The sequence below is a fragment of the Bacteroides cellulosilyticus genome, assembly GCF_020091405.1.
Lineage (GTDB): Bacteria > Bacteroidota > Bacteroidia > Bacteroidales > Bacteroidaceae > Bacteroides.
In genome coordinates, this window is record NZ_CP081903.1 from 5182661 (window position 1) to 5208007 (window position 25347).

Consider the following 25347-nt stretch of genomic DNA (forward strand, 5'->3'; position numbering starts at 1 on the left):
AATGAAAGAAATGAAATTTAATTTTAAGATACAACCATATCAAACTGACGCTGTTGAAAGCATCGTTGGTGTTTTTGCTGGCCAACCAAAGTTCGACGAGACCAGTGATAACACTATCTATGCAAGAGATTTTTGGAAAAAGGTAAAGACAGTTTCTAAAGAAGAAATTCAAGCTCTCCAGTTGCATTTTAATGATTTGGGAGATAGTATTGATGTATCAGATGCTGAAGAGCAGCTGGATGCAGCTGGATATCGTAATGCAGATATAGTTTTATCTGATCAGCAACTACTTGAGAACATTAATACAATTCAAGCTCAGCAGAATATATATAAGTCGTCAAAACTATTTTCAGACATAGGGCGTGTATCTTTGGATGTTGAAATGGAAACAGGTACAGGTAAAACTTACGTGTATGTGAAGACCATGTTTGAGTTAAATAAGCAGTACGGATGGAGTAAATTTATCGTAGTAGTACCTAGCATTGCTATACGTGAAGGTGTAAAGAAGTCTATGGAAATGACTGTTGAGCATTTCATGGAACATTATGGCAAGAAAGCAAGATTTTTCATTTACAATAGTAGTAACTTGAATGCATTAGATAAATTCTCAAGTGATGCAGGAATAAATGTGATGATTATAAATACCCAAGCATTTGCCACCTCAATGAAAAAGGATGCAAAGAATAAAGAAAGTCGTATTATATACTCAAAACGTGATGAGTTTAATAGTCGTCGTCCTATAGATGTTATCAAGGTAAATCGTCCAATTGTAATTTTAGATGAGCCACAAAAAATGGGAGGTGCTGCTACCCAAACAGGAATCAAGAATTTTAACCCTCTTTTTTTGATCAACTACTCGGCTACTCATAAAAATCATCACAATGAGGTGTACGTTCTTGATGCTCTTGATGCATACAACAAAAAACTTGTAAAAAAAATCCAAGTAAAGGGTTTTGAAATACACAATCTTCGAGGTACTGATCGATATATTTTCTTTGAAAAGATTGTTATTTCAAGTAATAAACCTCCTATGGCAAAATTAGAAATCGAAGTGCGCCAAGCAAATGGTGTTACTCGAAAAACTAAGCTTTTGAGTATAAGAGATAACTTGTATTTAGCATCAAATGGGTTACAACAGTACAAGAATGGATATACAATAAATAATATCGATCCTGATATTAACACAATTGAATTTGTAAATGGAGAAACAATGAAGACAGGAGATGTCGTTGGTGACATCTCTGAAAAGGATATGCGCCGTATTCAAATTCGTGAGACAATTCAATCTCATTTCGAAAAGGAGGAGGCGTTATTCCATAAAGGCATAAAGACACTTTCACTTTTCTTCATAGATCATGTTTCAATGTATCGTCAATATGATGAAGATGGAGAGGAATTTCTTGGAGAATATGGAAAAATCTTTGAAGAGGAGTATAATAATATACTTAATGATAAACTCAGATTATTTGCTTCAAGTGGTGATGAAGCTGAAAAGGATGACTATCAGATATATCTTCGTCGCTTTGATACTCATGATATTCATCGTGGATACTTTAGCATTGATAAGAAAGGGCATAGTGTTAACAGTGAATTGAAAAAAGGCTCAGACATTTCAGATGACATTTCTGCATATGATCTTATCTTAAAAAATAAAGAGCGTCTGTTAAGTTTTGATGAACCAACACGCTTCATATTCTCTCATTCTGCATTACGTGAAGGATGGGACAATCCAAATGTTTTCCAAATCTGTACTCTCAAACATTCCGATAGTGCAACAACTAAGCGTCAAGAAGTTGGACGAGGATTACGCCTTGCAGTGAACAGCTCAGGAACCCGTATGGATGCACAGACTATAGGTGAAGATCTAGTTCACGAAATTAACAAACTCACTGTAATTGCAAGCGAAAGTTATACTACGTTTGTGACCGATTTACAAAAAGAGACAAGAGACGTTCTTTATGACCGTCCAACTAAAGCGACTACAGAATATTTTAAGGGTAAAATACTAAAGGTTGGCGAAAATATTATCACAATTGATGATCAACAGGCGGCAAGTATTATTTCTTACCTTGTAGACAACGACTATATCGATTCTAAAGGTGGTATTACAGAAGAATATCACAAAGCTACTATAAGTGGAACATTAGAACCATTACCCAAAAAACTCCGTGATATGGAAGAGCCGGTTCACAAACTCATTCAATCTATTTTTGATGAGCACGCTTTAGATGGTATGTTTGAAAATGGTCACAATACTACAATTGAAGATACCCCACTTAACGAAAACTTTCATAAAAAAGAATTTCAGGATTTATGGAAAAAAATTAATCATAAGTATGCATATACTGTAAGTTTTGACAGTGAAGAGTTGATTAAGAATGCATCTGAGGCAATTAATAAAGATTTACATGTTACACAAGTAAGATATAGCATAACAACTGGACAACAAAATGAAACAATATCTCAGTTGCAAATTAAGAGTGGAACGACATTTAGTGGGGGCTCTTCACTTTCACAAAACTTGCGAAATGCACATGCATGTACAACACCTTATGATTTGATTGGTGATATTGCCAAAGGAGCTACCTTAACACGAATAACAGCTAGTCGTATTTTGGGGAAATTAACTCCGGAGAAAAAAATGATGTTTGCGATTAATCCGGAAGAATTCATTACGAAGGTTATTAATTTAATTAAAGCTCAAAAAGCGACTATAATTGTTGAGCATATTTCGTATAACCGTATTGAAGGTAAATATGATAGCTCTATTTTTACAGCAGAAAAACATAGTGCAGGTTATGATAAAGCTATTCGTGCAAAACGTCATATTACAGATTATGTGTTCACTGATGGAACAGCGAAAGATAGTATAGAAAAGACTTTTTGTCAAAGTCTTGAAAGTGCAGAGGAAGTTGCAGCATACGCAAAGTTACCAAAGAGTTTTCATATTCCTACACCAGTAGGTAACTATTCTCCAGATTGGGCAATAGCATTCAAAAAAGGCACTGTGAAGCATGTTTTTTTCATTGCAGAAACTAAAGGAACAATGGATTCAATGGAACTTCGTGCAATTGAGAAAGCTAAGATTAATTGTGCCAAGAAACTTTTCAATGAAATATCTACTGAGAATGTTAAATATCATGATGTAGACAGCTATGAGCATCTACTAGATGTGATGCAAACAATTAATTAATACCTAATCAAATTTATTATGGCACTTATAAATTACCGTAAGGAAACTTCTGAGCGAAGTGATGCTACCAATTGGGCAAAGAAAATGCTAATCGAAAAGACCGGCCTCTTCTTTGATGCCATTGAAGGATGTAACGAAAACAACAACAACGTTGTCACACATTTATTCGAACGTGCAAGAGTGGACTTTGTTCCAGGTGAATCTCTTGAAACAGATGTTCTTTCTGAAATAATATTATTAGAGACACCCGAAGTCCTACAGCGAAAAATTAACTTCGCAAATACCTTCAATTGCCCATTGACATATGTATTATATTGCAACGAAAAGGAAGCTGTATGGGTGTATACTATTTCTGATCTTATCACATGTAAGTTCATTGTTTCATACGATACATATCATGCCTTCTCTGATTGGATCTATACAATTAAGGGTTGGAGATCGACAAAACCATATCGTGAACGTGAAGATTTACCTTATTTTGATAAAGCTCTTAGGCGTGCAGGATGTGCTTGGCCTACAAATATAGATTGTTTTGTTTCAAATCAATATTCTCAGCCAATTGCAATACTAGAATTCCAGAATGCAAATAACACTGAAGTTGCTATGCATTGCAATAATGATTTTTTCTTGGGAAAACATACACGAATTAACCAGGATGGTTATATTCAATATGATAATGATGTAAGACGTTGGCAATCGCAAGAGATATTAAGAGTTCAATCTGGATTACGTTTGTTTATTATAACTTGGTCACAAAAATCTACAGATTTTATACTCAAAGAAGTCGATGTCATTTCTTTTCCAAATCTTCCATTTAGCAAAGATTGGACGAAACATGGAGAATATCAGCGTTTAATGCACGAAGTTGCTAACACGCGAGATCAAAACAGTGCTCGTATAATTGCAAATCAGTTTAGTACCTACAAATTAAGTTACGCTGCTCCTATAATGAGTCAAGTATACAAATATCCGCCATTAAGTACGAAAGATAAATCATTTCCTTATATCTATTATAAATACAAGAATTTAGTTGAAGGTTTAACCGATACTCTTCCAGATTTATTTCTAAAATTGATAGATTAAATATAGTAGTAATTTGAAATAATCCATGTATCGCATTGATATTTATAGGCTTCGGCTGACTTCTCACGACAAATTTTATTTCAACCACCCAAAGAAGTATATACTTAGGTGTCCGTGAGACCTCCCAGATAAGAACGCACGCTTTCATCTCTATATGTACTCCCAAAGGTTTCGGATAGTTATAGGACTTGTTTCGCAGTCTCGTCCACCTAAGAAAGCTTCGTATATAGTTTCCGTCGTAAGATCGAGAATTTGCCACCAGCTTCCTTCAGATTTCCACTATCAGGGCTCATTCACTACTCACTTATAGACATACTTTAAGTCATGCACATATCAGCACATTCACGGGCTGATATGTGCATGGTTTGAAATCCCAAAGAACTGCTTTAGATTCTACGATAAACTTCACCAAACGGTACTCTGCACCGTTCTCCCCAGATTCCTTTATTTCCGTCCCTTATTCCACAGGAGATAGCCATGTTTATCTCAGCACCACGAGGCAATTTCAGTATCCTTTTTAGCCGACGGCTATCCAAACCTTCCAGAGGACAAGTGTCATACCCTTCGTTTGCCATAGCAATCATAAACGTTTGGGCAGCGAGTGCACAAGATTTATGGGCAGTCACGCGCATATCATTTTCGGAGACTTCAAGCATCATCGGGCGGAAAATGCTAATGATGTTAACCAGTAGTTTTCTGAATAATCCCAAAATCCCGAAGAAACGGGCATAAACAAATGGCATCAATTTGCCATAGTATAATTCCCGGTCTTTGATGCGTTTGTCCTGACGCTCTTTCGGACTGTAACGCCGAATATTCTCCCGTTCGAAATCAAGTATAAACCGCGCATGTTTCCTATACCAATCACGCCGCACCACGAAAACAACTATTTGTGAAGCTGTAGAAGTGGCTTTCTGATCGAGACAAGCTCTTGAAACCTTTGCCAGCAATTCGGGCTGAGTGATATGATAGAACTCCCACAACTGCATATCCGAGCTGTTGGGAGCTAATGTTGCCAATTCCAGATAATGTTTTATTCTTTCCGGATCTATCAGTTTTGTTTTGTCATACGCTCGCACAGAGCGACGATAATGGAGGACTTCGTCTAAATTCATAATGCTGTAAATGTTATAATACTATTATACTTTTCCTTAGAGCTAAAAAACTTCAGGGTACTCATAGAATTAATTCTATCTTAGTATAAGATTAAAAACATCCCCATAAGCTAATTGTTCCTCAACTAACCGGACTTTTCGTGTAATCAGAATATCGATGTACTGTATATCACTAATTCGTGATGAGATATTTAATTACGATGTCCTGTACTCATTCGGTGAACATCCTATAATACGCTTAAATGCTTTACTGAAATATTGCGGATATTGATATCCCAAAGCGTAGGCAACATCGCTGACTGATTTGTTCGGATCGGCAAGCAATTCTTTTGCCGTATCCATTGTTTTTGTCAGAATATATTCTTGTGCAGAAGAACCTGTCTCCTTCTTAATCAGATCCCCAAAATAATTTGCAGACAGATGCAGTTGGTCTGCACAATAAGCCACGGTCGGTGTACCGAATTTCGAGGGCTTGTCCGATGTGAAATAGTCGTTCAGCAACGCTTCGAAAGAACTAAGCGCATCTTTGTTCTCCTTTTTACGGGTAATGAACTGCCGGTCATAGAAACGGATGCAGTAGTTTAACAGCAATTCGATGGCCGAAGCGATAATCAGCTTGCTGTGCTTGTCCGTTGCTCCCTTGATCTCTTCGTCGATTTTCATCATACAATCTATCACGGTCTGCCGTTCCTGTTTAGAGAGATGCAATGCCTCATTAACGGCATAGGAAAAAAACGTGTAATCCTGCATGTGGCGGCCAAGCGGTGTACCATGTAACAATTCGGGCTGAAATGTCAGCCACCAACCTTTGGGTTGGAATGGTTCTCCTGTATCATCGTTGCCAATAATCTGTCCCGGAGCGGCGAATACCAGTGTCTCTTCCTGAAAATCATAGAATTTACGGCCATACTTTATCACATCAGCGCACTTGATATCCTTCAGATAAATGACATAGAAGCCAATGTTTTTGCAGACATGGCGCAACGACTTGATTTTGGAAGCGTCGATTACGCTTACCAATGGATGGGGAGTTTCTATACCCAGAAAATCATTATAATCCTTGATTGTATTCAGCTTTATAATCTTCTCCATAACAGTGGATTTCATTGTTTTTACGCAAATATATAAAATATCTTCAGGCGATCAGTTTCAACCTGTAATAATTATACGTGAAACCGTAATTTATACCCTATAGAACTTTCGGATAGCCCGTAGTTTTGCATCATGGAAAAATAAACAGAAAAAAGAACAGTGATACAAATGAATAATTCTGGGCTTATGACTATTGATATGTTCAATAAATTGACGGGGCATGAAACGCTGCATCCGCAGATTTGCATGATTGATCTGTCGAAAACGAATTTGAGTGAGGATATTCGGATAATGTGTGATTTTTACGGGTTACTGTACTACAACTCTCCGAAGCAGAGCAAAGCGTCGGAAAAGGAATGGTTACGGCTGATTTATCCCGGTGAGGTGGTCGAGATACCCTCGAAGCAACAACGGCATGCCGACTACTATTCGGGTGTACTTTTCCATCCCGACCTGTTGTACGACACATCGCTTGAAAACCGTATCGAAACCTATCCGAAACGCTGCCATTGCCGGGGTGCGCTGACAGAGCACGAACAACAAATCATAACCGATAACCTGCAGGAGATCGGTGAAGAGTTGCACCATGCCATCGACCGTTATAGTGCATCGATCATCGCCTCACACATCGAACTGCTACTTAACTATTGTGTACGCTTTTGCAACCAATAAAATAAAGAAGATGCAGCAAATCCGTAAAAATTATCCTTCAAACCGTAATTCATGACCGGTCGAAGCGAAAATTCCAGCCTAATTTTGCATCAGATAAAAACAGGAAAATAAAATGATAGAGATTATGAAAATAAAAACGAGAATTAGAACGACACTGATCTGTATCTTTTTTGGATATGGAATCGCAGCCGCCCAAAATCCCAAAATGGAACAAGTTATGAATAGTAAACGGAAACACATTGCAGAGGTCGCCGCTCTTACGGGTAAGGGAGACTTCGATAAACTGAAACCCGCCCTTATCGATGGATTAAATGACGGAATGACCGTGGGTGAACTCAAGGAAGTAATGGTACACGCCTACGCCTATTGCGGTTTCCCGCGTGCCTTGCGCGGACTACAAACCCTTGTTGCGGTACTCGATGAACGGAAAGCAAAAGGTATCGAGGATAACCGGGGTCGTGAAACATCACCGATAACTGATACCCGCAGCAAGTACGAACGCGGACGTGATATTCTTGCCGAAATTTCGGGTGTCCCGGCAGATGCACCGAAAGCTAATTATGCTGTACTGGCTCCGGAAATCGAAGTATTTCTGAAAGAGCACCTCTTTGCTGACCTTTTTGAGCGGGATGTCCTGACATATGCCGAACGGGAACTGGCGACCGTTGCCGTGATCGCCTCTTTGGGCAAAGGCGTAGAGCCGATGCTAAAAGGGCACATGGGTATCGCACTGAATGTGGGCGTAACACCGGACGAATTACGTGGTGTGCTGGCCATCATCGAAAAAAATATCGGTCGCAGCGAGGCTGATGCCGGCAAACTAATATTGAACGAACTGTTACAAAGTAAAGGATTAATCGCTGATTCCCAAGCCCCGGCCGTGGCAGTGGAGAATAGCGTGAAGAAACAGAAGGTAACGTTCCACAACCGTTTCCTGATTGATGTGGTTGGCGATCTTTATTTCCCTGCAAACTACGACTTTGCAAAGAAATATGCTGCCATCATCGTTGGTCATCCTTTCGGTGGTGTCAAGGAACAGACTTCGGGACTTCATGCCCGCAAGTTGGCGGAACTCGGCTATTTGACATTGGCTTTTGATGCTTCCTATTATGGTGAGAGCGGCGGTTATCCGCATCGTATCGAGTCGCCCGAGGTGCGGGTGGAAGATTTCAGCGCAGCGGTCGATTTCCTCACGAATCATCCGGCTGTCGATGCCAATAAGATTGGTGTCATTGGTATCTGTGGCGGAGGATGTTATTCCGTCAGCGCAGCGCAGATAGACCATCGCATCAAGGCGTTGGCAACTATCAGTATGTACGACATGGGACGTGCCCGCCGTCAGGGTGTTGGCGATTCCCAGACGTATGAACAACGTATGGCAATTCTCGATGAGATCGGCCGTCAGCGCACGGCGGAATATAACGGAGCTGCACGTAAGGACATCCGTGCCCTACCCGAAAAAGTAGATGAAAACACACCGAAGTTTGCCATCGACTTCCTCGATTACTATGACAATCCGGAGCGTGGCCGACATCCCAACTCTACGGGCTATTACTCCTACACGAGTCTTGCACCGATGATGAACTTTTTCCCGTTCGCACAGATCGAAACCATATCGCCGCGACCGGTACTCTTCATCGTGGGAGAAAACGCTGTATCAGCTTACTTCTCGGAAGACGCATATGCAAAAGCTGCCGAACCGAAAGAGCTGTTTGTTGTACCCGGAGCAACGCACGTAGATTTGTACGACCAGCCGGAATATCTGAAAATCACGTTGCCCAAACTGGACACATTCTTTAAACAATATCTTAAATAACCATTTGAATATGAAAGAAATATTTTTTATCCCATTTTTGTTCCTTCCACTGACGACTATGGCAGCTTGTTCGTCAGATGACACTCCTGCATCGCAGACAGAACAGCCGACAACTCCCGATGATCCTGACAATCCGTCCGGTAACAGTAAAACTCTCATAGCCTACTTCTCCGCGCAGGGGCACACGCAAGCCGTAGCCAAACGAATTGTGGAACTTACCGGTGCTGACATATATCGCATTGAGGCGACCGATCCGTATGCCGAAAATCCATATGATGACAGCGACCGTATTCAGAATGAGGCTTACAACGACCTGCGTCCCGGAGTGGCGAACTTGCCTGATAAGGAAATTATCGCGCAATATGATACGATTTTCGTTGGCTCACCTTGCTGGTGGCATCAGCCTGCTATGGTGGTTTGCACATTCATCGAAGCATACGATCTGAAAGATAAGGTTATTATCCCGTTCTTCACTTACGGAGCTACAACCTATTTGAACGAATCAATGCAGAAGATTTATAAGGTAACCCCTGAGTCAAAGCATATTCCGGAAACGCTTCCCGAAGACCTCAATCCGGATGACATTACTACTCCCGGCCCGCCCGACGATGCAGGTATTGATATGCCAGGCAGTGTCAACGGTACGGAGGTTTGGCTTCGCCGAATCGGAATCATCAAATAAAAAAAACATAAAATAGTAAAGAATGAAAAAAGGAATTATGACAGCAGGCGTATTGGCAATCATTACCTGTACGATAACAGTCTATTGCCGGGCTATCGGAAGTGAAACCTTATCAGAGTACGATTTCGCTGGTAAGACTATCATTCCGTTTTGTACTCATGGTGGTAGCCGTTTTTCGGATGCCATCAAAACAATTCGGAAACAGGAACCGAGAGCCTCTGTGTCGGACGGTTATGCAATTTCCCGAGATCATGTGGATGACTCTAAAGAAAGTATATTAAAGTGGTTGGAGAGGATCGGTATGAAGAAGTAGAAAATGTTATAAGAAAAAATAGTTTTTTAGATTTATGCAATACGCTTAAAATCTTTAATTATTATGGCTTTAGAGTATGTAGGACCAAGAGAGTGTTTGGCTTTGACGAAACAAAGACAGAGAAGTATGTAGCAAAATCTGTACATTCGGGGCAGATGAGTTTTAGCAAAACGTGTGCAAAGGTTAGTCGCCTTTGCGGAATCCACCGAAAGGTGGTAGATTTAGTAGTCAGCGGTTTGGTTGATATGATGGCGGAGGATATTGATGACGGAAAGAGTGTCAATTGGGAGAGTTCGGTATCTTCCGCCCCACCATTAAGGCCAAAAGTGCGGATACGGCGGAAGGCGTTACGGCAGGTAACATAGTACGCAAGCGTATTGTATTTACTCCGGGAAAGATTTTCCAACGTACTTTGGGAGAAATGAGCGTAACCCGTGCTATTCCCATCGATACGGATTATACAGATGGAAACAGTTCCGGTGGTAACGGTAGCGGCGGCAACCAAAGAGGTGACGGTGGTATAGAGGATGATCCGTTAGAATAATGCCAAATTAAAGTAGCGAAAGAACTTCGCTACTTTTTTTGTTTCATACCTATTTATATGGATAATATCTCTTATTTTTGCACATATTATAACTATAAATAGGTAATTAGGTAATATGGAAACATCAAAAGTCTACTACACAGACCTGCGCACCTCTCCTACTTCCAATCTTCTGGATAAGATGGAGCGCCTGGTAAAGCGGGCAGGTATCGAACAGCTACCCTTAAAAGACAGTTTTATCGCTATCAAGATTCACTTCGGTGAACCGGGAAACCTTGCTTATCTTCGTCCGAACTACGCGGCTCGCATGGCAAACCTATTGTGCAACAATGGTGCAAAACCTTTCTTGACGGACTGTAACACACTATATTCAGGCCGTCGTGCCAATGCCGTCGATCATCTGCAAAGCGCAATGGAAAACGGTTATAATCCTATATCCGCCCAATGCCAGGTCATCATCGGAGATGGATTGAAAGGTACGGATTGCCGGGAAATTCCCTTGAACGGTGAGTACTGTGCCGCCCCAAAGATTGGTACTGCCATAGCCGATGCGGATATTATCATCAGCATGAATCACTTTAAAGGGCACGAACAGGCCGGCTTTGGCGGAGCTTTAAAGAATTTGGGCATGGGTTGTGCCAGCGTAGCCGGAAAACTGGAACTGCATTCGGCCTCTCAACCCAAAATAGATACGGGAAATTGCATCGGCTGTAATATCTGCGTGAAGCACTGTGCACACGACGCCGTACACCTGAATGCAGGACGCAAAGCAGAAATAGATTATGCTAAATGTGTAGGTTGCGGACAGTGTGTCGCTTTGTGCCAGTATGACGGCGCCATTATGGGCGATGAAGATACGTCCGAACGCTTAAACTATAAGATTGCCGAATATTCACTGGCCGTAGTGAAAGATAAGCCCAACTTCCACATCAGTTTTATAATGAACGTATCTCCAGAATGTGACTGTTGGAATCATAATGATGCCGCCATTGTACCTGACCTCGGTATTCTGGCTTCTACAGACCCGGTGGCTTTGGATAAAGCATGCGCGGATATGGTCATCCAAGCTCCTATACTGCACACGGGTAACCGCCTTTCTGCCGGACATGAGCACGATGATTTGTGCGGCCATGATAAGTTCCACATGATGCACCCGGATACGGACTGGCTGGCTGGATTGCGCCATGCGGAAAAGATCGGATTGGGCAATATGCAATATGAATTGGTGAAGATTTAAACCTTTTCCGTCCGAAAGAGTCTTAATATAAGTGTACCGATACAAAACCTGTAAGGATTGAGACAAATCTTCAAACAAAATGAGCGCTCATCTCCTACTTTTGTATCTTGAAGAAATATAATAATAACAAATTAAAATCTAATCATTGAATAATGGAAACATCTGCTAAACTCTACTCTTTGTCGTTCAGTAACGTGAAGACCTATTTGTTTGCATTCTTATTTGTTGCAGGAAATATAGCATTGCCGCAGCTTTGTCATCTGGTTCCCGCGGGTGGACCGACTTTGCTGCCTATCTATTTCTTTACACTGATTGCCGCCTATAAATTCGGTTTCCGTGTAGGATTGCTTACGGCTTTACTTTCTCCGGTGATTAATCATTTACTGTTTGGTATGCCCGCTGCCGCTGCATTGCCTGTATTGCTGATAAAATCCGGTTTGCTTGCAGGAGCTGCTGCATTTGCCGCACGATATACAAAGAAGATATCCTTAGTTGCATTGCTTGGTGTGATTCTTGCTTACCAGGTGATAGGCACTGCTTTTGAATGGGCTATATGTGGTAACTTCTTCCTGGCCGTACAAGATTTCCGTATCGGTATTCCAGGTATGCTGATCCAATGGTTCGGTGGTTACGCTCTGCTGAAAGCTATTTCCAAACTTTAATCATAGACTATCTCCCATAACAATATGGCAAAAACAATGGAAGAAGTGCTGGAACGTTTCCGCACAATTGAGTTTCACGATGATTTTGATATAATCGTGGCTATTGCTAATGGCGGTATCGTTCCGGCAGGTATCATCAACCAGCGATTGCAAAAAGAAGTGCATCTGCTACGTATCAATTTACGGGATGAATACCAGCATCCGAAGTACGATGTACCCCAGTTGCTCGCTCCGGTTGATTTTGCTTTTAAAGATAAAAGCATTTTATTGGTAGATGACCGTATTAAGACAGGATCTACCATTCGTCTGGCGTGCGAATTATTGAAAGAGGCACGTCTGGTAAAAACATTCGCAGTCAATGGTACGGCAGATTATGCCTTGTTTGACGAGACGTGTTTTAAGTTTCCATGGATACTATGAACAATTGATAATTAATAGATTAATAATCTGAAGGGCCTATGGATAGAAGGGATTTCTTAAAGACTTTGGCGGTGACGGGTGCGGTGATAACCGTGCAACGTTCCGAAGCAATGGACATACTGGCGCAAAAGCTGACAAATGCTGGCGGCGGTAAGGTGGATCTGGTAGCTGTGATGGGTGGAGAACCGGAAGCGATGTTCCGGCGTGCTATTACAGAAATGGGCGGCATGAAACAGTTTATCAAACCGGGACAAAAGGTAGTGGTTAAACCGAATATCGGTTGGGATAAAGTACCCGAACTGGCCGGTAATACGAATCCGAAGCTGGTTGCGGAAATTGTGAAGCAATGTCTTGCCGCAGGTGCCAAGGAGGTTACGGTTTTTGATCATACTTGCGATGACTGGCAGAAATGCTACAAGAACAGCGGCATTGAAGAAGCTGCCAAAGCTGCGGGTGCCAAGGTTATGCCGGCTCATCTGGAAAGCTACTACAAACCAGTCTCATTGCCCAAAGGCGTACGCATGAAAAGTGCCAAGGTACACGAAGCTATTCTGAACAGTGATGTATGGATCAATGTGCCCATCCTGAAAAATCATGGAGGCGCCAACCTGACGATTTCCATGAAAAACCACATGGGTATTGTCTGGGATCGCGGTTTCTTCCATTCCAACGACTTGCAGCAATGTATTGCCGATATCTGTACAATGGATAAGAAAGCAGTGCTGAATGTGGTGGATGCCTATCGCGTTTTGAAAACGAATGGCCCGCGCGGACGTTCTGCTTCGGATGTGGTATTGACCAAGGGATTATTTATTTCACAGGATATCGTGGCTGTAGATACGGCTGCCACCAAATTCTTTAACCAGGTTCGCGAAATGCCGCTTGAAAGTGTAGCTCACCTTGCTAACGGGCAGGCATTGAAGATTGGAACGATGGATTTGGATAAGCTGAATGTGAAGCGTATCAGGCTTTAATTCAAGCGATATAAAGTATACACACTTATGTTGAGAAAAGCACGTATTATACTGTCCGTTGTTATCTTCGGGCTGATAACTTTTTATTTTCTGGATTTTGCGGAAATATTGCCAAATAGTTTCCACAGACTGGCGCATATACAGTTTGTACCGGCATTGATGTCACTCAGTTTTTTCATCCTGGCAGTGCTGATACTGATTACCTTGTTATTGGGACGTATCTATTGCTCTACAATTTGTCCGATGGGTATCTTTCAGGATATAGTGACCTGGATTTCTAAAAAAACGGCAAAGAAAAAGAAACGTTTCCGCTACTCGCCTGCCAGGAATATACTGCGCTGGGGAGTAGCGGGTGTAACGGCTATAGCTTTTCTTTTCGGATTTACGGTCATTTTAGGTCTGCTTGATCCTTATAGCGCTTTCGGACGTATGACGGTCAATGTGTTTAAACCTGTATATATGTTAGGAAACAATTTGCTGGAAAGCATATTTTCAAGTTTTAATAACTATACTTTCTATCAGGTGGACGCTTCTCTCCTGAGTATCTCGTCCTTTATTATCGGACTGTTGACGTTCTTGGTGATTGGCTTTCTGGCATGGAAATACGGACGTACCTGGTGCAACACAATATGCCCGGTAGGTACGCTGCTTGGCTTTCTGAGCCGCTTCTCACTGTTTAAAGTACGCATCGATACAGAAAAATGCAATCATTGCGGACTGTGTGCCACTAAATGCAAAGCCTCATGTATTAATAGCCCGGAACAGATTATTGACTACAGTCGTTGTGTAGATTGTTTCGATTGCTTGGGTGAATGTCGCCAGAACGCACTTAGTTATACCACTCCCCTCAAAACAGAGAAACAGGTGACTGACGCTTCCAAACGCCGTTTTTTACTTGCCGGGCTGACAACTGCCGCCGCAACTCCCAAAGTAATGGCACAAGCCCAGAACGTAGCGGCTGCGGCAGCCGGGATGAAAAGTGATAAACGTCAGACACCTATAACGCCGCCGGGATCTATCAGCCTGGAATATTTTCAGGCACATTGCACCTCGTGCCACCTGTGTATCAGCAAATGTCCCTCTCATGTACTGAAGCCTGCTTTTATGGAGTATGGTTTAGGAGGAATGATGCAGCCGACCGTTTTCTTTGAAAAGGGTTTCTGTAATTTTGATTGTACCGTATGCGGGGATGTTTGTCCGAATGGAGCTATCCTGCCACTGACGAAAGAGCAGAAACACCTGACACAAATGGGTAAAGTTGTCTTCATCGAAGAGAACTGCATCGTCTACCGTGACGGAACCAGTTGTGGAGCTTGTTCGGAACATTGTCCTACGCAAGCTCTGTCAATGATTCCTTTCAAGGACGGATTGACAATTCCACATATAGATACGGAAATTTGTGTAGGTTGTGGCGGTTGTGAATATGTCTGCCCTGCCCGCCCTTTCCGCGCCGTATACATCGAAGGAAATGCCGTACAGCAAGAGGCTAAACCCTTCACCGATAATCATCAGGAAGAAATTCAGGTAGATGATTTCGGCTTTTGATTAAATATTTTCCCGATTCCCACTGGCGCCTGTCTTCGATTGTATAAATTGGGGGCAGGCGTTGCTTTTTCTCTATACTTAGCACATTTTTCTCCCTTTTTACTTTCAACCTACGATAAAATCACTAATTTCGTGGCGAACAAATATATGGTAGATTTTTTACATGGAGGCAACATCAAATAATTGGTTTACGAACAAATATCCTATAGGATATGCTTTGAGCGGTGGTTTTATCAAGGGTTTTGCGCATCTGGGCGTGATGCAGTCATTGTTGGAACATGACATCAAACCAAATATCCTTTCGGGAGTAAGCGCAGGAGCTTTGGCAGGCGTGTTTTATGCAGACGGTAACGAACCGCATAAAGTACTAGATTACTTCTCCGGGCATAAGTTCCAGGACCTGACCAAATTAGTCATACCGAAAGTGGGATTGTTCGAGTTAGGCGAATTTATTGATTTCCTGAAAACCAATCTGAAAGCAAAGACGATGGAAGAATTGCAAATACCTCTCATCATCACTGCAACCGACCTCGATCACGGACGTGTGGTGCATTTCCACAAAGGGAATATTGCCGAACGTGTGGCAGCTTCCTGCTGTATGCCCGTCCTCTTCTCTCCTGTAAAAATAGAAGGAACGCATTATGTAGATGGTGGGGTGTTTATGAACTTACCTGTATCTACCATCCGACGTGTTTGCAGCAAAGTGGTGGCAGTAAATGTTAGTCCGCTACTGGCGAACAAATATAAGATGAATATTGTAAGTATTGCCATGCGTTCCTACCACTTCATGTTCCGTGCCAATACGTTCCCCGAACGGGAAAAAGCGGATTTATTAATAGAACCGTATAATCTGGAGGGATACAGCAATACCGAACTGGAAAAAGCAGAAGAGATATTTATGCAGGGATACAATGCCGCTAACACTCTTCTGGATCAGTTGAAAGCGGATCAGGGAACCATCTGGAAAGATGAAAGTAATTATCAAATCATAAAATAAAAAATAGAATGGGGAAAGATGAAAAAATGATTATCTATCAAGTGTTTACGCGCTTGTTTGGTAACAATCATAATCACTGCATCAATAACGGGAACATAACGGAAAACGGATGCGGTAAAATGGCAGACTTTACAGCCAAGGCACTCAATGAAATAAAGAAGTTGGGAGCCACCCATATTTGGTATACTGGTATCATAGAGCATGCCACGCAAACGGATTATCGCCGTTACAACATACGTCCCGATCATCCGGCTATTGTTAAGGGCAAAGCAGGCTCTCCTTATGCCATCAAGGATTATTATGACGTGGACCCGGACTTGGCAAACGATGTACCGGAACGTATGAAGGAATTTGAAAATCTGGTACAACGTACTCATCGCAGCGGTCTGAAAGTCATTATCGATTTTGTTCCGAATCACGTTGCCCGCCAATATCATTCGGATGCACAACCTGACGGAACTTCACAGTTGGGTGCAAATGATGATCCTAATTACGCTTTCAGCCCATATAATAATTTTTACTATATCCCTCAATCTGAATTGCACGGTCAGTTCGATATGAAAGGATCGGCTGCGGAACCTTATAAAGAATGTCCTGCCAAAGCTACGGGGAACAATCGCTTCGATGCTTATCCCAACATCACCGACTGGTACGAAACCGTGAAGCTGAATTATGGAGTGGACTATCAGAATGGTGGAACCTGTCACTTCAATCCCACTCCGGACACCTGGATAAAGATGCTGGATATCCTTCTTTTCTGGGCAGACAAGAATATCGACGGCTTTCGTTGTGACATGGCGGAAATGGTTCCGGTTGAATTCTGGGAATGGGTGATTCCACAAGTGAAAGAAAAGCATCCTGACTTGTTGTTCATTGCAGAGGTTTATAATCCGGCAGAATATCAGAATTACATATTCCGTGGAAAATTCGATTATCTATATGACAAGGTAGGACTTTATGATACGCTTCGCAATGTGATTTGCGGCTATGATTCGGCTACGGCCATTACACGTTCCTGGCAAAGTCTGGGTGGCATCGAGAAACGAATGCTGAATTTCCTGGAGAATCATGACGAACAGCGCATTGCTTCTGATTTCTTTGCCGGAAATCCGCGTAAAGCAGTTCCGGGACTGATTGTTTCAGCTTGCATGAATACTAATCCGATGATGATTTATTTCGGGCAGGAATTCGGTGAACTGGGCATGGATAGCGAAGGTTTCAGTGGCAGAGACGGGCGTACCACTATTTTTGATTATTGGAGCGTGGATACTATTCGTCGTTGGCGGAATGGCGGAAAGTTTGACGGCAAAATGCTGACGGAAGACCAGAAACACATCCATAGTATCTACCAACGCATCCTGACGCTTTGTAACAAAGAAAAAGCAATCACTGAAGGAGAATTCTTCGATCTGATGTATGCCAACGCCAATGGCTGGCGCTTCAATGAGCATAAACAATACACATTCTTACGCAAAGCTGGAAAAGAGTTATTGTTCATTATCGTAAACTTTGACCACATTTCAGTAGATGTGGCTATCAATGTACCTTCTCATGCCTTTGATTTCCTGCAAATACCACAGATGGATGTTTATCCGGCGGTAGATTTGCTAACCGGAAAGACGGAAAGTATTAGTTTGCTGCCTTATAAGGCTACGGAAATTTCTGTAGAGGGATATAGTGGAAAGATACTGAAAATCAAGCTATAATAAGATCTTCACCACGAAGTAACACAGAATTCTAAGACCTACTCAATTATTTGCGTAGGTCTTAGAATTCTGTGTTACTTCGTGGTACTTTCTCCTTCCAGTTTTTCCTTCAGCCTGTACAGACGCGTAATGGCCGGATTGTAAAACTCATCCGGATAATGCGCTTTGATATCGTTTATATTTGCCACCACATATTGTCTAAGATTCATAATATTTTCGGCCTCACTTAGTTGTAACTCTTTGGGTAACTGTGCGTTCTCAGCCCACTTCATCAGAGCATTCACACTTTCTTCATCATACTTATATTCCATATGTTCGTATAATTTTTCTACAAAGATATAAACAAATGATAAAAACACACATACCCCTTCGAACTTTTTCTGTAGAGGCGTGTTATATAATTGTGTTTTTCATAGTATTAGATATAAGATTAATTAAAGGAGACTGTACCCGCTTGTGATAAGTAAGTACATCAAAAACAGAAGCGTCTGTTTGATTGATAAATGTGTAAGGAGCATCGGTTTACCAGAGCCGATGCTTTTTTTGTCCCTGTTTGTAGCATGTTAGGAAAATTATGCGTAATTTTGTCAGATAATAAGGAAAATACCAATATGAACATCCCTGTTATTTTTCAATTCTTGAAAGAAGTGTCCGCTAACAATAACCGCGAATGGTTCAATGCTCATAAGGACTTGTATGAAGAAGCCCGTGGGGAATTTGAGAGCCTGTTATCGGCTATAATTACCCGTATCTCGCTTTTCGATGAAAGTATTCGTGGCGTTCAAGTCAAAGACTGTACTTACCGGATTTATCGTGATACGCGTTTTTCGCAGGACAAGACCCCGTATAAAACTCATTTGGGCGGATACATCAACGCCCGCGGTAAGAAATCAGACCACTGCGGTTACTATGTTCACATTGAACCTGGCAACTGTCTGTTGGCAGGTGGTAGCTATTGCCTTCCTCCTAAGACGTTGAAAGCCGTGCGACAGGCAGTGTATGATAACATAGACGAATTTCGCGGTATAGTTGAAAATCCGGATTTCAAGCAATACTTCCCGGTGATAGGCGAAGACTTTCTGAAAACAGCTCCCAAAGGGTTTCCAAAGGATTTTGAATATGTACAATATCTGAAATGCAAGGAATATACCTGTTACTGCAATCAACCGGACAGCTTCTTTCTGGCACCCGATTGCGTGGATCGTACAGCGGAAATCTTCAAGCAAATGAAACCTTTTGCTGATTTTCTGAATTACACGATTGACGACTTTGAATAAAATTTGATAATAATATAACTAACTTAAAACATTAAAGCTATGGTAGTAGATAGATTAGAAAATTTAGAAAAATATGCATCGTTGAACCCTTTGTTTGCCCAAGCTATTGAATTCTTGCAATCACATGACTTGAACGCTATGGAAATTGGCAAAACCGAACTGAAAGGTAAAGACCTGGTTGTAAACGTAGCTCAAACTACCCCTAAAGCTAAAGAACAAGCCAAACTGGAAACACACAATGAATTTATAGATATCCAGATTCCTCTCTCCGGTGCGGAAGTTATGGGCTATACCGCAGGAAAAGATTGCGTACCGGCTAATGCTCCCTACAATGCAGAGAAAGATATTACTTTCTTCGAAGGACTGGCTGAAACTTATATCACTGTAAAACCTGGAATGTTTGCTATATTCTTCCCTCAAGACGGACATGCTCCTGGCATTTCTCCTGACGGTGTGAAGAAAGTCATTGTGAAAGTGAAAGCATAATAATCCAATCAATCAAAAACTCATCCTTTATGGAAACATTGAATTTGATCAAAAACGACCCCTGGCTGGAACCTTTCGAAGATGCCATCAAAGGTCGTCATCAGCATGTATTAGACAAAGAGGCTGAACTGACGAACAAAGGGAAACAGACTTTGTCTGATTTTGCCTCGGGATATTTATATTTCGGACTTCACCGTACTGCTGACGGCTGGATTTTCCGTGAATGGGCACCCAACGCCACAGAAATATTTATTGTGGGCACATTCAATGAATGGAAAGAACTAAAGAAGTACAGTCTGAAACGTAAGGATTATGGTGTTTGGGAAATCAAACTCCCGGCAGATGCCATGAGACACGGCGACTTATACAAACTCATTGTACATTGGGAAGGCGGTTGTGGAGAACGTATTCCTGCCTGGGTAACACGGGTGGTACAAGATGAGCAAACCAAGATTTTCAGTGCGCAGGTCTGGGCACCGGAAAAGCCATATAAAGTAAAGAAGCGTACATTTAAACCTAATACGGATCCTTTGCTTATCTACGAATGTCATATCGGTATGGCGCAACAGGAAGATAAGGTAGGAACTTACAATGAGTTCCGTGAAAAAACTCTTCCGCGCATAGCTAAAGCCGGATACAATTGTATTCAAATCATGGCAATTCAGGAACATCCCTACTACGGTAGCTTCGGTTACCATGTATCCAGTTTCTTTGCCGCTTCTTCCCGTTTCGGTACTCCGGAAGAACTGAAGGAGTTGATCGATACCGCACACGGATTGGGTATTGCAGTGATTATGGACATCGTTCATTCTCATGCAGTAAAGAATGAAGTGGAAGGCTTGGGCAATTTTGCCGGTGATCCGAATCAATACTTCTACCCCGGCGCACGACGTGAACATCCGGCTTGGGACTCACTTTGTTTCGACTATGGAAAAAATGAAGTTATCCATTTCCTTCTCTCCAACTGTAAGTACTGGCTTGAGGAATACGGATTCGACGGTTTCCGGTTCGATGGTGTAACATCTATGCTCTATTATAGTCACGGACTGGGTGAAGCCTTCTGTAATTATGGAGACTATTTCAATGGCCATCAGGATGACAATGCCATCTGCTACCTGACACTTGCCAATAAACTTATCCACGAAGTAAATTCCAAAGCAATAACGATTGCTGAAGAAGTATCGGGAATGCCCGGTCTTGCAGCTAAAGTTGAAGACGGCGGCTATGGTTTCGACTACCGCATGGCAATGAATATCCCCGATTATTGGATCAAGACCATCAAAGAAAAAATAGACGAAGATTGGAAACCATCCAGCATGTTCTGGGAAGTAACCAATCGTCGTAAAGATGAAAAGACCATATCTTATGCAGAAAGTCACGACCAGGCATTAGTGGGCGATAAGACGATTATCTTCCGTCTGATAGATGCCGATATGTACTGGCATATGCAGAAAGGTGATGAAAACTACACAGTGAATCGTGGTATTGCTCTTCACAAGATGATACGTTTACTGACTTCAAGTACTATCAATGGTGGTTATCTTAACTTCATGGGCAACGAATTCGGTCATCCCGAATGGATTGATTTTCCACGTGAAGGTAATGGATGGTCATGCAAGTATGCCCGCCGCCAGTGGGATCTGGTAGATAACAAGAATCTTACTTACCACTATATGGCCGACTTTGATGCGGATATGCTCAAAATCATTAAGAGCGTGAAAGCTTTCCAGGCAACACCTGTTCAGGAAATCTGGCACAATGACGGTGATCAGGTATTGGCATATATGCGTAAGGATTATGTCTTTGTGTTCAATTTCAATCCAAAACAGTCATTTACCGATTATGGCTTCCTGGTTTCTCCGGGCACATATGAAGTAGTATTGAATACGGATAATCCTGCTTATGGCGGTAATGGATTAGCTGATGACACTGTAAAACATTTCACTATTGCTGATCCTCTTTATGAAAAAGAGAAGAAGGAATGGTTGAAGTTATATATTCCTGCCCGTACAGCAGTAGTATTAAAGAAAACGAAATAAATAACATACTATAAATAAAAAAGCCGTGTCGGGAAATTCCAACACGGCTTTTTTATTCTTCTTTTCGATAGATTATTTCAATTGCGCTTCAATTTGCGGCAATAGTTTCTTAATATTATCTATCATACTTTTTTCACGAGGTTTGTCTGCCGAGAGTAAGGGGAGTGCGCGTTCCAGATACGTTTTAGCATTCTGGAAGTTTTTGTCAGCGATTTCTTTCTGTGCATCGTACTTAGCTTTATCTGAATTAGCCAATGGTGCTGCATTCTTCAGAACTAAAGCTGCCTTGTTATAAGAAAGTGTACCCAAGCTGTACAATGCGTTGGTATTCTTTTCATCGTCAGCAAGTACCTGTTTGAAAGCTTCTTCAGCATCATCCAGTTTATTAGCCTTTTGTGCTTTAATACCGGCATTCAGATAATAATTAGCATGAAGTCTTTTCAATGTCTTGTTTTCTGGAGCTGCTTCTATACCCTCTTTCAGAGTAGCAAGATACTCACTGTCTTTTTTCAAATCCTTCAATGCACCGGCTTTACCTACATATGCATTTCCCAGATTGTATTTCTTTTGAATAGCAATATCAAAATACTTGAGAGCTTCTTCCGGTTTTTTGATTTTATCGGCACAAACGCCGCAGTTGTAAGCGATAACAGAGTCCTGATTGTTTGTCTGTGTCAGGTAGGTACTGAATTTTGTAAATGCTTCCTGGTAATTTTTGGCTTCGAGTGCTGCCTTTCCTTCGTTAATTAGATTTCCAGGTTCTGTAGTTTGCGCAAAAAAGTTAGTTGCTGCACAACACAGCGCAATGGATAACAAAAATTTTTTCATGTGCTTTAAATTTTAAAAGTTGATATCCCAAAATTAGTGTTCATAACTATAGAAGCAAAACCATTTTAACTTTTTTGTAGTTTTTAGGACAGCTGTAACAAATGTTATTTTACGTAAATTTCAAAGGGAATTGTCTACAGAACAACAACATGAGAAAAACAAATTGTGCACATAATCAAAATAGATTATATTTAGAATGAAAATAAATCATACAGAAAAATCACTGCATTGTACAGAATTACCCTAATTAATGAAACAGAAAAAGTCGCAAATGCTTATTTATTAGCGATTTGCGACTTTTCTTCTGTGATTCCGTTGCGATTCGAACGCAAGACCCACGCCTTAGAAGGGCGTTGCTCTATCCAGCTGAGCTACGGAACCATCCTTAATTGCGGTGCAAAGGTACGCTTTTCTGTGAAATTTGCAAAGATTTTACGCAGAAAATATTTTGTAAATAAATGCTTTTATATCCGATTAGATGTTATAATCCTAATGGTAAACCAGTTACATACCATAAAATAAATAACAAAGTCCAGGCTAATAATATATATAGAGAGTATCTCCATGTATATTTCAGTAATGAACCATAGGTCGCTTGCTTATCATATTGCTGCATGTAAGTAAGGATAAGAGGCATGTAGAACATGAAAGGAGTGATGGCATTGGTGGCACTGTCGCCAATACGAAAAGCGCATTGCACCATATCCGGAGAAATCCCCATATTGGCAAAGAACGGAACAAAGATGAAAGACATGAAAGTCCACTTGGCAGTGGCAGAGACCATAATAAGGTTCACAAGTGCTGTAAATAGAATAAATAGAATGAGTATCCATAAACTCCCAAGATGGATGGACGAAAGCATGTCCGCTCCCATAATGGCTATACATTTATCCAAATGAGAATACTCGAAACACGCAAACATCTGAGCAGCAAAGAAAGCGATAACAAAGTAAACACCCAACAATTTCATAGGTTGAGTAAGCCCCTCAATCACATCTCCATCTGTACGATAACGACCGGAAGCAAAGCCATAAACCATCCCCATAAGCCCGATACCAAAAGAAAGCAAAAACAGAATGCCCTCTATAAAAGGAGAACGGATCAGACCACCATTCACACTACGCAAAATACCCCATGAAGAGAAAGTAGCCCAAAGAATCACGGTTGTATAAATCACCCCGATAGATACTGCACCTATCATAGCACGACGTTCTTTGCGGGATAATTGCTTATAACCATTGAAACGAATATGACCGGCATATTCCCCCAAAGCCGGAAGAAGATTACGGCGGGTTACCTGATAAATAATAAAAGCCAGCAAAAAAGTAGATGCAAACAAGAAATAGTAATTGCATAAAGGCCCTGTATTTCCAGGTGACACATTTGCCATATCTGCGGCTTCTTGGGTACTGGCAGCAAGCATAGGATCCAAAGTACTTAGCATCAGGTTAGCGCTATACCCACACGAAACAGAAACGTATGCCGTAATAATACCTGCAACCGGATGCAGACCGACCGAATGGAACAAAGTTGCTGCAATCGGTAAAAGAATAATGTATCCGGCATCCCCTACTACATTGGAAAGTAATCCCAAGAAAATAACCAGTATCACCATGCGCCATGGATTATGCTTACGACGTGCCCCACCACGGATACAAGCATCTATAAAACCTGAATGTTGTGCCACCCCGATACCAAACATAGCCACAATTACTAAGCCCAGCGGAGCAAACCCCGTGAAATTAGTAACCACATGCCGCAACAGCCAACGAACACCTTCCGGACTAAGCAAACTTTGTACCCGTATCTCCTCCCCTGTTTGCGGTTGAAACACGCTCAGGCCGTAAATGTCAAATATCCACGATAAGACAATGACAGCCAGCGTCAACAAGAGAAACATTGTTGCCGGATGCGGTAAACGCCATTTGTTATTCATCATCTGCTTCCAGATTATCTATATCAAGAATACGGAGTTCCAAAGCACGCACAACCAGACGGGTTGCATTCACTCCTACCCGCTCTCCTTGTGGAAACAGACGGTTTACCAAATCATTCTGACGCTTTTCCAGAGATTTAACTCCAAAAGGCATACCTTTCAAGTTAGCAATCATATCTTTGGTATACCCCAATGCCAGATGGCGTAGGAAACGTTCGTCATACTCATCAATATCATAACTGATAACCGCTTCCTGACGTTTGGCATCATTCGCAACAGATTGCTTGAAACGGTCTACAATTTTTTCTAGAATAGGATAATTAAAAACCAGCTTCTTTCCATCCATTACTGCCTGTACATCTGTTTTCGTAAGCAGCTCACCTGTTTTCAAAATAATACCGTCAGCACCCGCATTCAGAACATCCACCCAAAGCTTTTCATTCAGAATTTCTCCGGTAAATATGAGTACGTGTACTCCCGGATAACGCTTAAAGATATTACGGCAGATATCCACACCAATAGTAGTAGAACCACCCAATCCTAAATCCAGCAAGACCAAATCAGGAACTCCAGCTTCTATCAATGTCCAGAATTCGCTTTCGGTCATAGCCGTACCGATAACTTCTGCGTTGGGTATTTCATGGCGGAAGATTTCTTCCGTTCCTTTCAGTTCAAGCTTAACGTCTTCTACAATAATTACTTTGAATTTCTTGTCTTCCATATTCTTTAA

General features: G+C 41.5%; 22 protein-coding genes, 1 tRNA gene and 1 pseudogene. 17 read left to right on the plus strand and 7 right to left on the minus strand.

The window, feature by feature from the left end; translation table 11 throughout:
* Position 1: 1 nt before the first annotated feature.
* Together K6V21_RS19580 and K6V21_RS19585 are read left to right on the plus strand one after the other, a co-directional pair.
* Positions 2-3193, plus strand: coding sequence for a type III restriction-modification system endonuclease (locus K6V21_RS19580; RefSeq protein WP_224319604.1), 3192 nt, complete (start codon positions 2-4; stop codon positions 3191-3193).
* 18 nt (positions 3194-3211) lie between these two features.
* Positions 3212-4276: a hypothetical protein gene (locus K6V21_RS19585; protein WP_224319605.1), complete on the plus strand. Its 1065-nt coding sequence runs from the start codon at positions 3212-3214 to the stop codon at positions 4274-4276.
* A 386-nt stretch (positions 4277-4662) separates the two neighbouring features.
* Here the strand turns inward: K6V21_RS19585 and K6V21_RS19590 are convergent, their stop codons facing one another.
* Both K6V21_RS19590 and K6V21_RS19595 read right to left on the minus strand, forming a co-directional pair.
* Positions 4663-5391 carry a nitroreductase family protein gene (locus tag K6V21_RS19590; protein ID WP_217713987.1) on the minus strand — a complete coding sequence of 243 codons (729 nt, stop codon included), beginning with the start codon at positions 5389-5391 and terminating at the stop codon, positions 4663-4665.
* A 195-nt stretch (positions 5392-5586) separates the two neighbouring features.
* Complete coding sequence (locus K6V21_RS19595; protein WP_217714056.1) at positions 5587-6483, minus strand: helix-turn-helix domain-containing protein; 897 nt, start codon at positions 6481-6483, stop codon at positions 5587-5589.
* A 168-nt stretch (positions 6484-6651) separates the two neighbouring features.
* On the opposite strand from K6V21_RS19595, the gene K6V21_RS19600 reads away from it, so the two are divergent.
* The 12 genes and pseudogenes from K6V21_RS19600 to K6V21_RS19655 all read left to right on the plus strand — a co-directional run bounded on the left by K6V21_RS19600 (position 6652) and on the right by K6V21_RS19655 (position 18051).
* Positions 6652-7155, plus strand: coding sequence for a transcriptional regulator (locus K6V21_RS19600; RefSeq protein ID WP_224319606.1), 504 nt, complete (start codon positions 6652-6654; stop codon positions 7153-7155).
* Positions 7156-7279: 124 nt separating this feature from the next.
* Entirely contained in the window at positions 7280-8971 is a 1692-nt protein-coding gene (locus K6V21_RS19605; protein WP_224319607.1) for an alpha/beta fold hydrolase, read from the plus strand.
* A gap of 10 nt (positions 8972-8981) precedes the next feature.
* Positions 8982-9653, plus strand: coding sequence for a flavodoxin (locus tag K6V21_RS19610; RefSeq protein WP_224319608.1), 672 nt, complete (start codon positions 8982-8984; stop codon positions 9651-9653).
* Positions 9654-9675: 22 nt separating this feature from the next.
* Complete coding sequence (locus K6V21_RS19615) at positions 9676-9966, plus strand: flavodoxin (protein ID WP_224319609.1); 291 nt, start codon at positions 9676-9678, stop codon at positions 9964-9966.
* Between the two features lie 63 nt (positions 9967-10029).
* Positions 10030-10510: pseudogene (locus tag K6V21_RS19620) on the plus strand (DNA-binding protein).
* A 115-nt stretch (positions 10511-10625) separates the two neighbouring features.
* Positions 10626-11747, plus strand: coding sequence for a DUF362 domain-containing protein (locus K6V21_RS19625; RefSeq protein ID WP_224319610.1), 1122 nt, complete (start codon positions 10626-10628; stop codon positions 11745-11747).
* Positions 11748-11899: 152 nt separating this feature from the next.
* On the plus strand, positions 11900-12409 hold the full coding sequence (locus K6V21_RS19630; RefSeq protein WP_224319611.1) for an ECF transporter S component: 510 nt from the start codon (positions 11900-11902) through the stop codon (positions 12407-12409).
* A 24-nt stretch (positions 12410-12433) separates the two neighbouring features.
* Entirely contained in the window at positions 12434-12829 is a 396-nt protein-coding gene (locus K6V21_RS19635) for a phosphoribosyltransferase (RefSeq protein WP_224319612.1), read from the plus strand.
* Positions 12830-12867: 38 nt separating this feature from the next.
* The gene (locus K6V21_RS19640; RefSeq protein ID WP_217713979.1) at positions 12868-13803 is read left to right on the plus strand and encodes a DUF362 domain-containing protein; all 936 of its coding nucleotides are present in this window, start codon (positions 12868-12870) and stop codon (positions 13801-13803) included.
* A gap of 27 nt (positions 13804-13830) precedes the next feature.
* On the plus strand, positions 13831-15348 hold the full coding sequence (locus K6V21_RS19645) for a 4Fe-4S binding protein (protein WP_224319613.1): 1518 nt from the start codon (positions 13831-13833) through the stop codon (positions 15346-15348).
* Positions 15349-15511: 163 nt separating this feature from the next.
* Positions 15512-16345, plus strand: a complete 834-nt coding sequence (locus tag K6V21_RS19650) for a patatin-like phospholipase family protein (RefSeq protein ID WP_044271162.1) — start codon at positions 15512-15514, stop codon at positions 16343-16345.
* A gap of 8 nt (positions 16346-16353) precedes the next feature.
* The gene (locus K6V21_RS19655) at positions 16354-18051 is read left to right on the plus strand and encodes an alpha-amylase family protein (protein ID WP_224319614.1); all 1698 of its coding nucleotides are present in this window, start codon (positions 16354-16356) and stop codon (positions 18049-18051) included.
* 74 nt (positions 18052-18125) lie between these two features.
* Here K6V21_RS19655 and K6V21_RS19660 read toward each other — a convergent pair whose 3' ends face one another.
* The gene (locus K6V21_RS19660; RefSeq protein ID WP_217713975.1) at positions 18126-18362 is read right to left on the minus strand and encodes a DUF6965 family protein; all 237 of its coding nucleotides are present in this window, start codon (positions 18360-18362) and stop codon (positions 18126-18128) included.
* Positions 18363-18662: 300 nt separating this feature from the next.
* On the opposite strand from K6V21_RS19660, the gene K6V21_RS19665 reads away from it, so the two are divergent.
* The 3 genes from K6V21_RS19665 to K6V21_RS19675 are packed head-to-tail and all read left to right on the plus strand — an operon-like array spanning position 18663 to position 21853.
* Positions 18663-19328: a DUF2461 domain-containing protein gene (locus tag K6V21_RS19665; RefSeq protein ID WP_224319615.1), complete on the plus strand. Its 666-nt coding sequence runs from the start codon at positions 18663-18665 to the stop codon at positions 19326-19328.
* Positions 19329-19367: 39 nt separating this feature from the next.
* A complete protein-coding gene (locus tag K6V21_RS19670; protein ID WP_217713973.1) occupies positions 19368-19814 on the plus strand; it encodes a YhcH/YjgK/YiaL family protein in 447 nt (148 codons plus the stop codon).
* Positions 19815-19843: 29 nt separating this feature from the next.
* A complete protein-coding gene (locus K6V21_RS19675) occupies positions 19844-21853 on the plus strand; it encodes an alpha amylase C-terminal domain-containing protein (protein ID WP_224319616.1) in 2010 nt (669 codons plus the stop codon).
* Between the two features lie 72 nt (positions 21854-21925).
* On the opposite strand, the gene K6V21_RS19680 is transcribed toward K6V21_RS19675, so the two are convergent.
* The 4 genes from K6V21_RS19680 to K6V21_RS19695 form a co-directional block, all read right to left on the minus strand.
* Positions 21926-22681: a tetratricopeptide repeat protein gene (locus K6V21_RS19680; protein ID WP_007218411.1), complete on the minus strand. Its 756-nt coding sequence runs from the start codon at positions 22679-22681 to the stop codon at positions 21926-21928.
* Between the two features lie 307 nt (positions 22682-22988).
* Positions 22989-23062: transfer RNA gene (locus tag K6V21_RS19685), tRNA-Arg, on the minus strand.
* Positions 23063-23162: 100 nt separating this feature from the next.
* Positions 23163-24617: an AbgT family transporter gene (locus tag K6V21_RS19690; protein ID WP_217714054.1), complete on the minus strand. Its 1455-nt coding sequence runs from the start codon at positions 24615-24617 to the stop codon at positions 23163-23165.
* Complete coding sequence (locus tag K6V21_RS19695; RefSeq protein WP_007214038.1) at positions 24610-25338, minus strand: DUF5932 domain-containing protein; 729 nt, start codon at positions 25336-25338, stop codon at positions 24610-24612. The genes K6V21_RS19690 and K6V21_RS19695 overlap by 8 nt, the downstream gene beginning before the upstream one ends.
* Between the last annotated feature and the right edge of the window lie 9 nt (positions 25339-25347).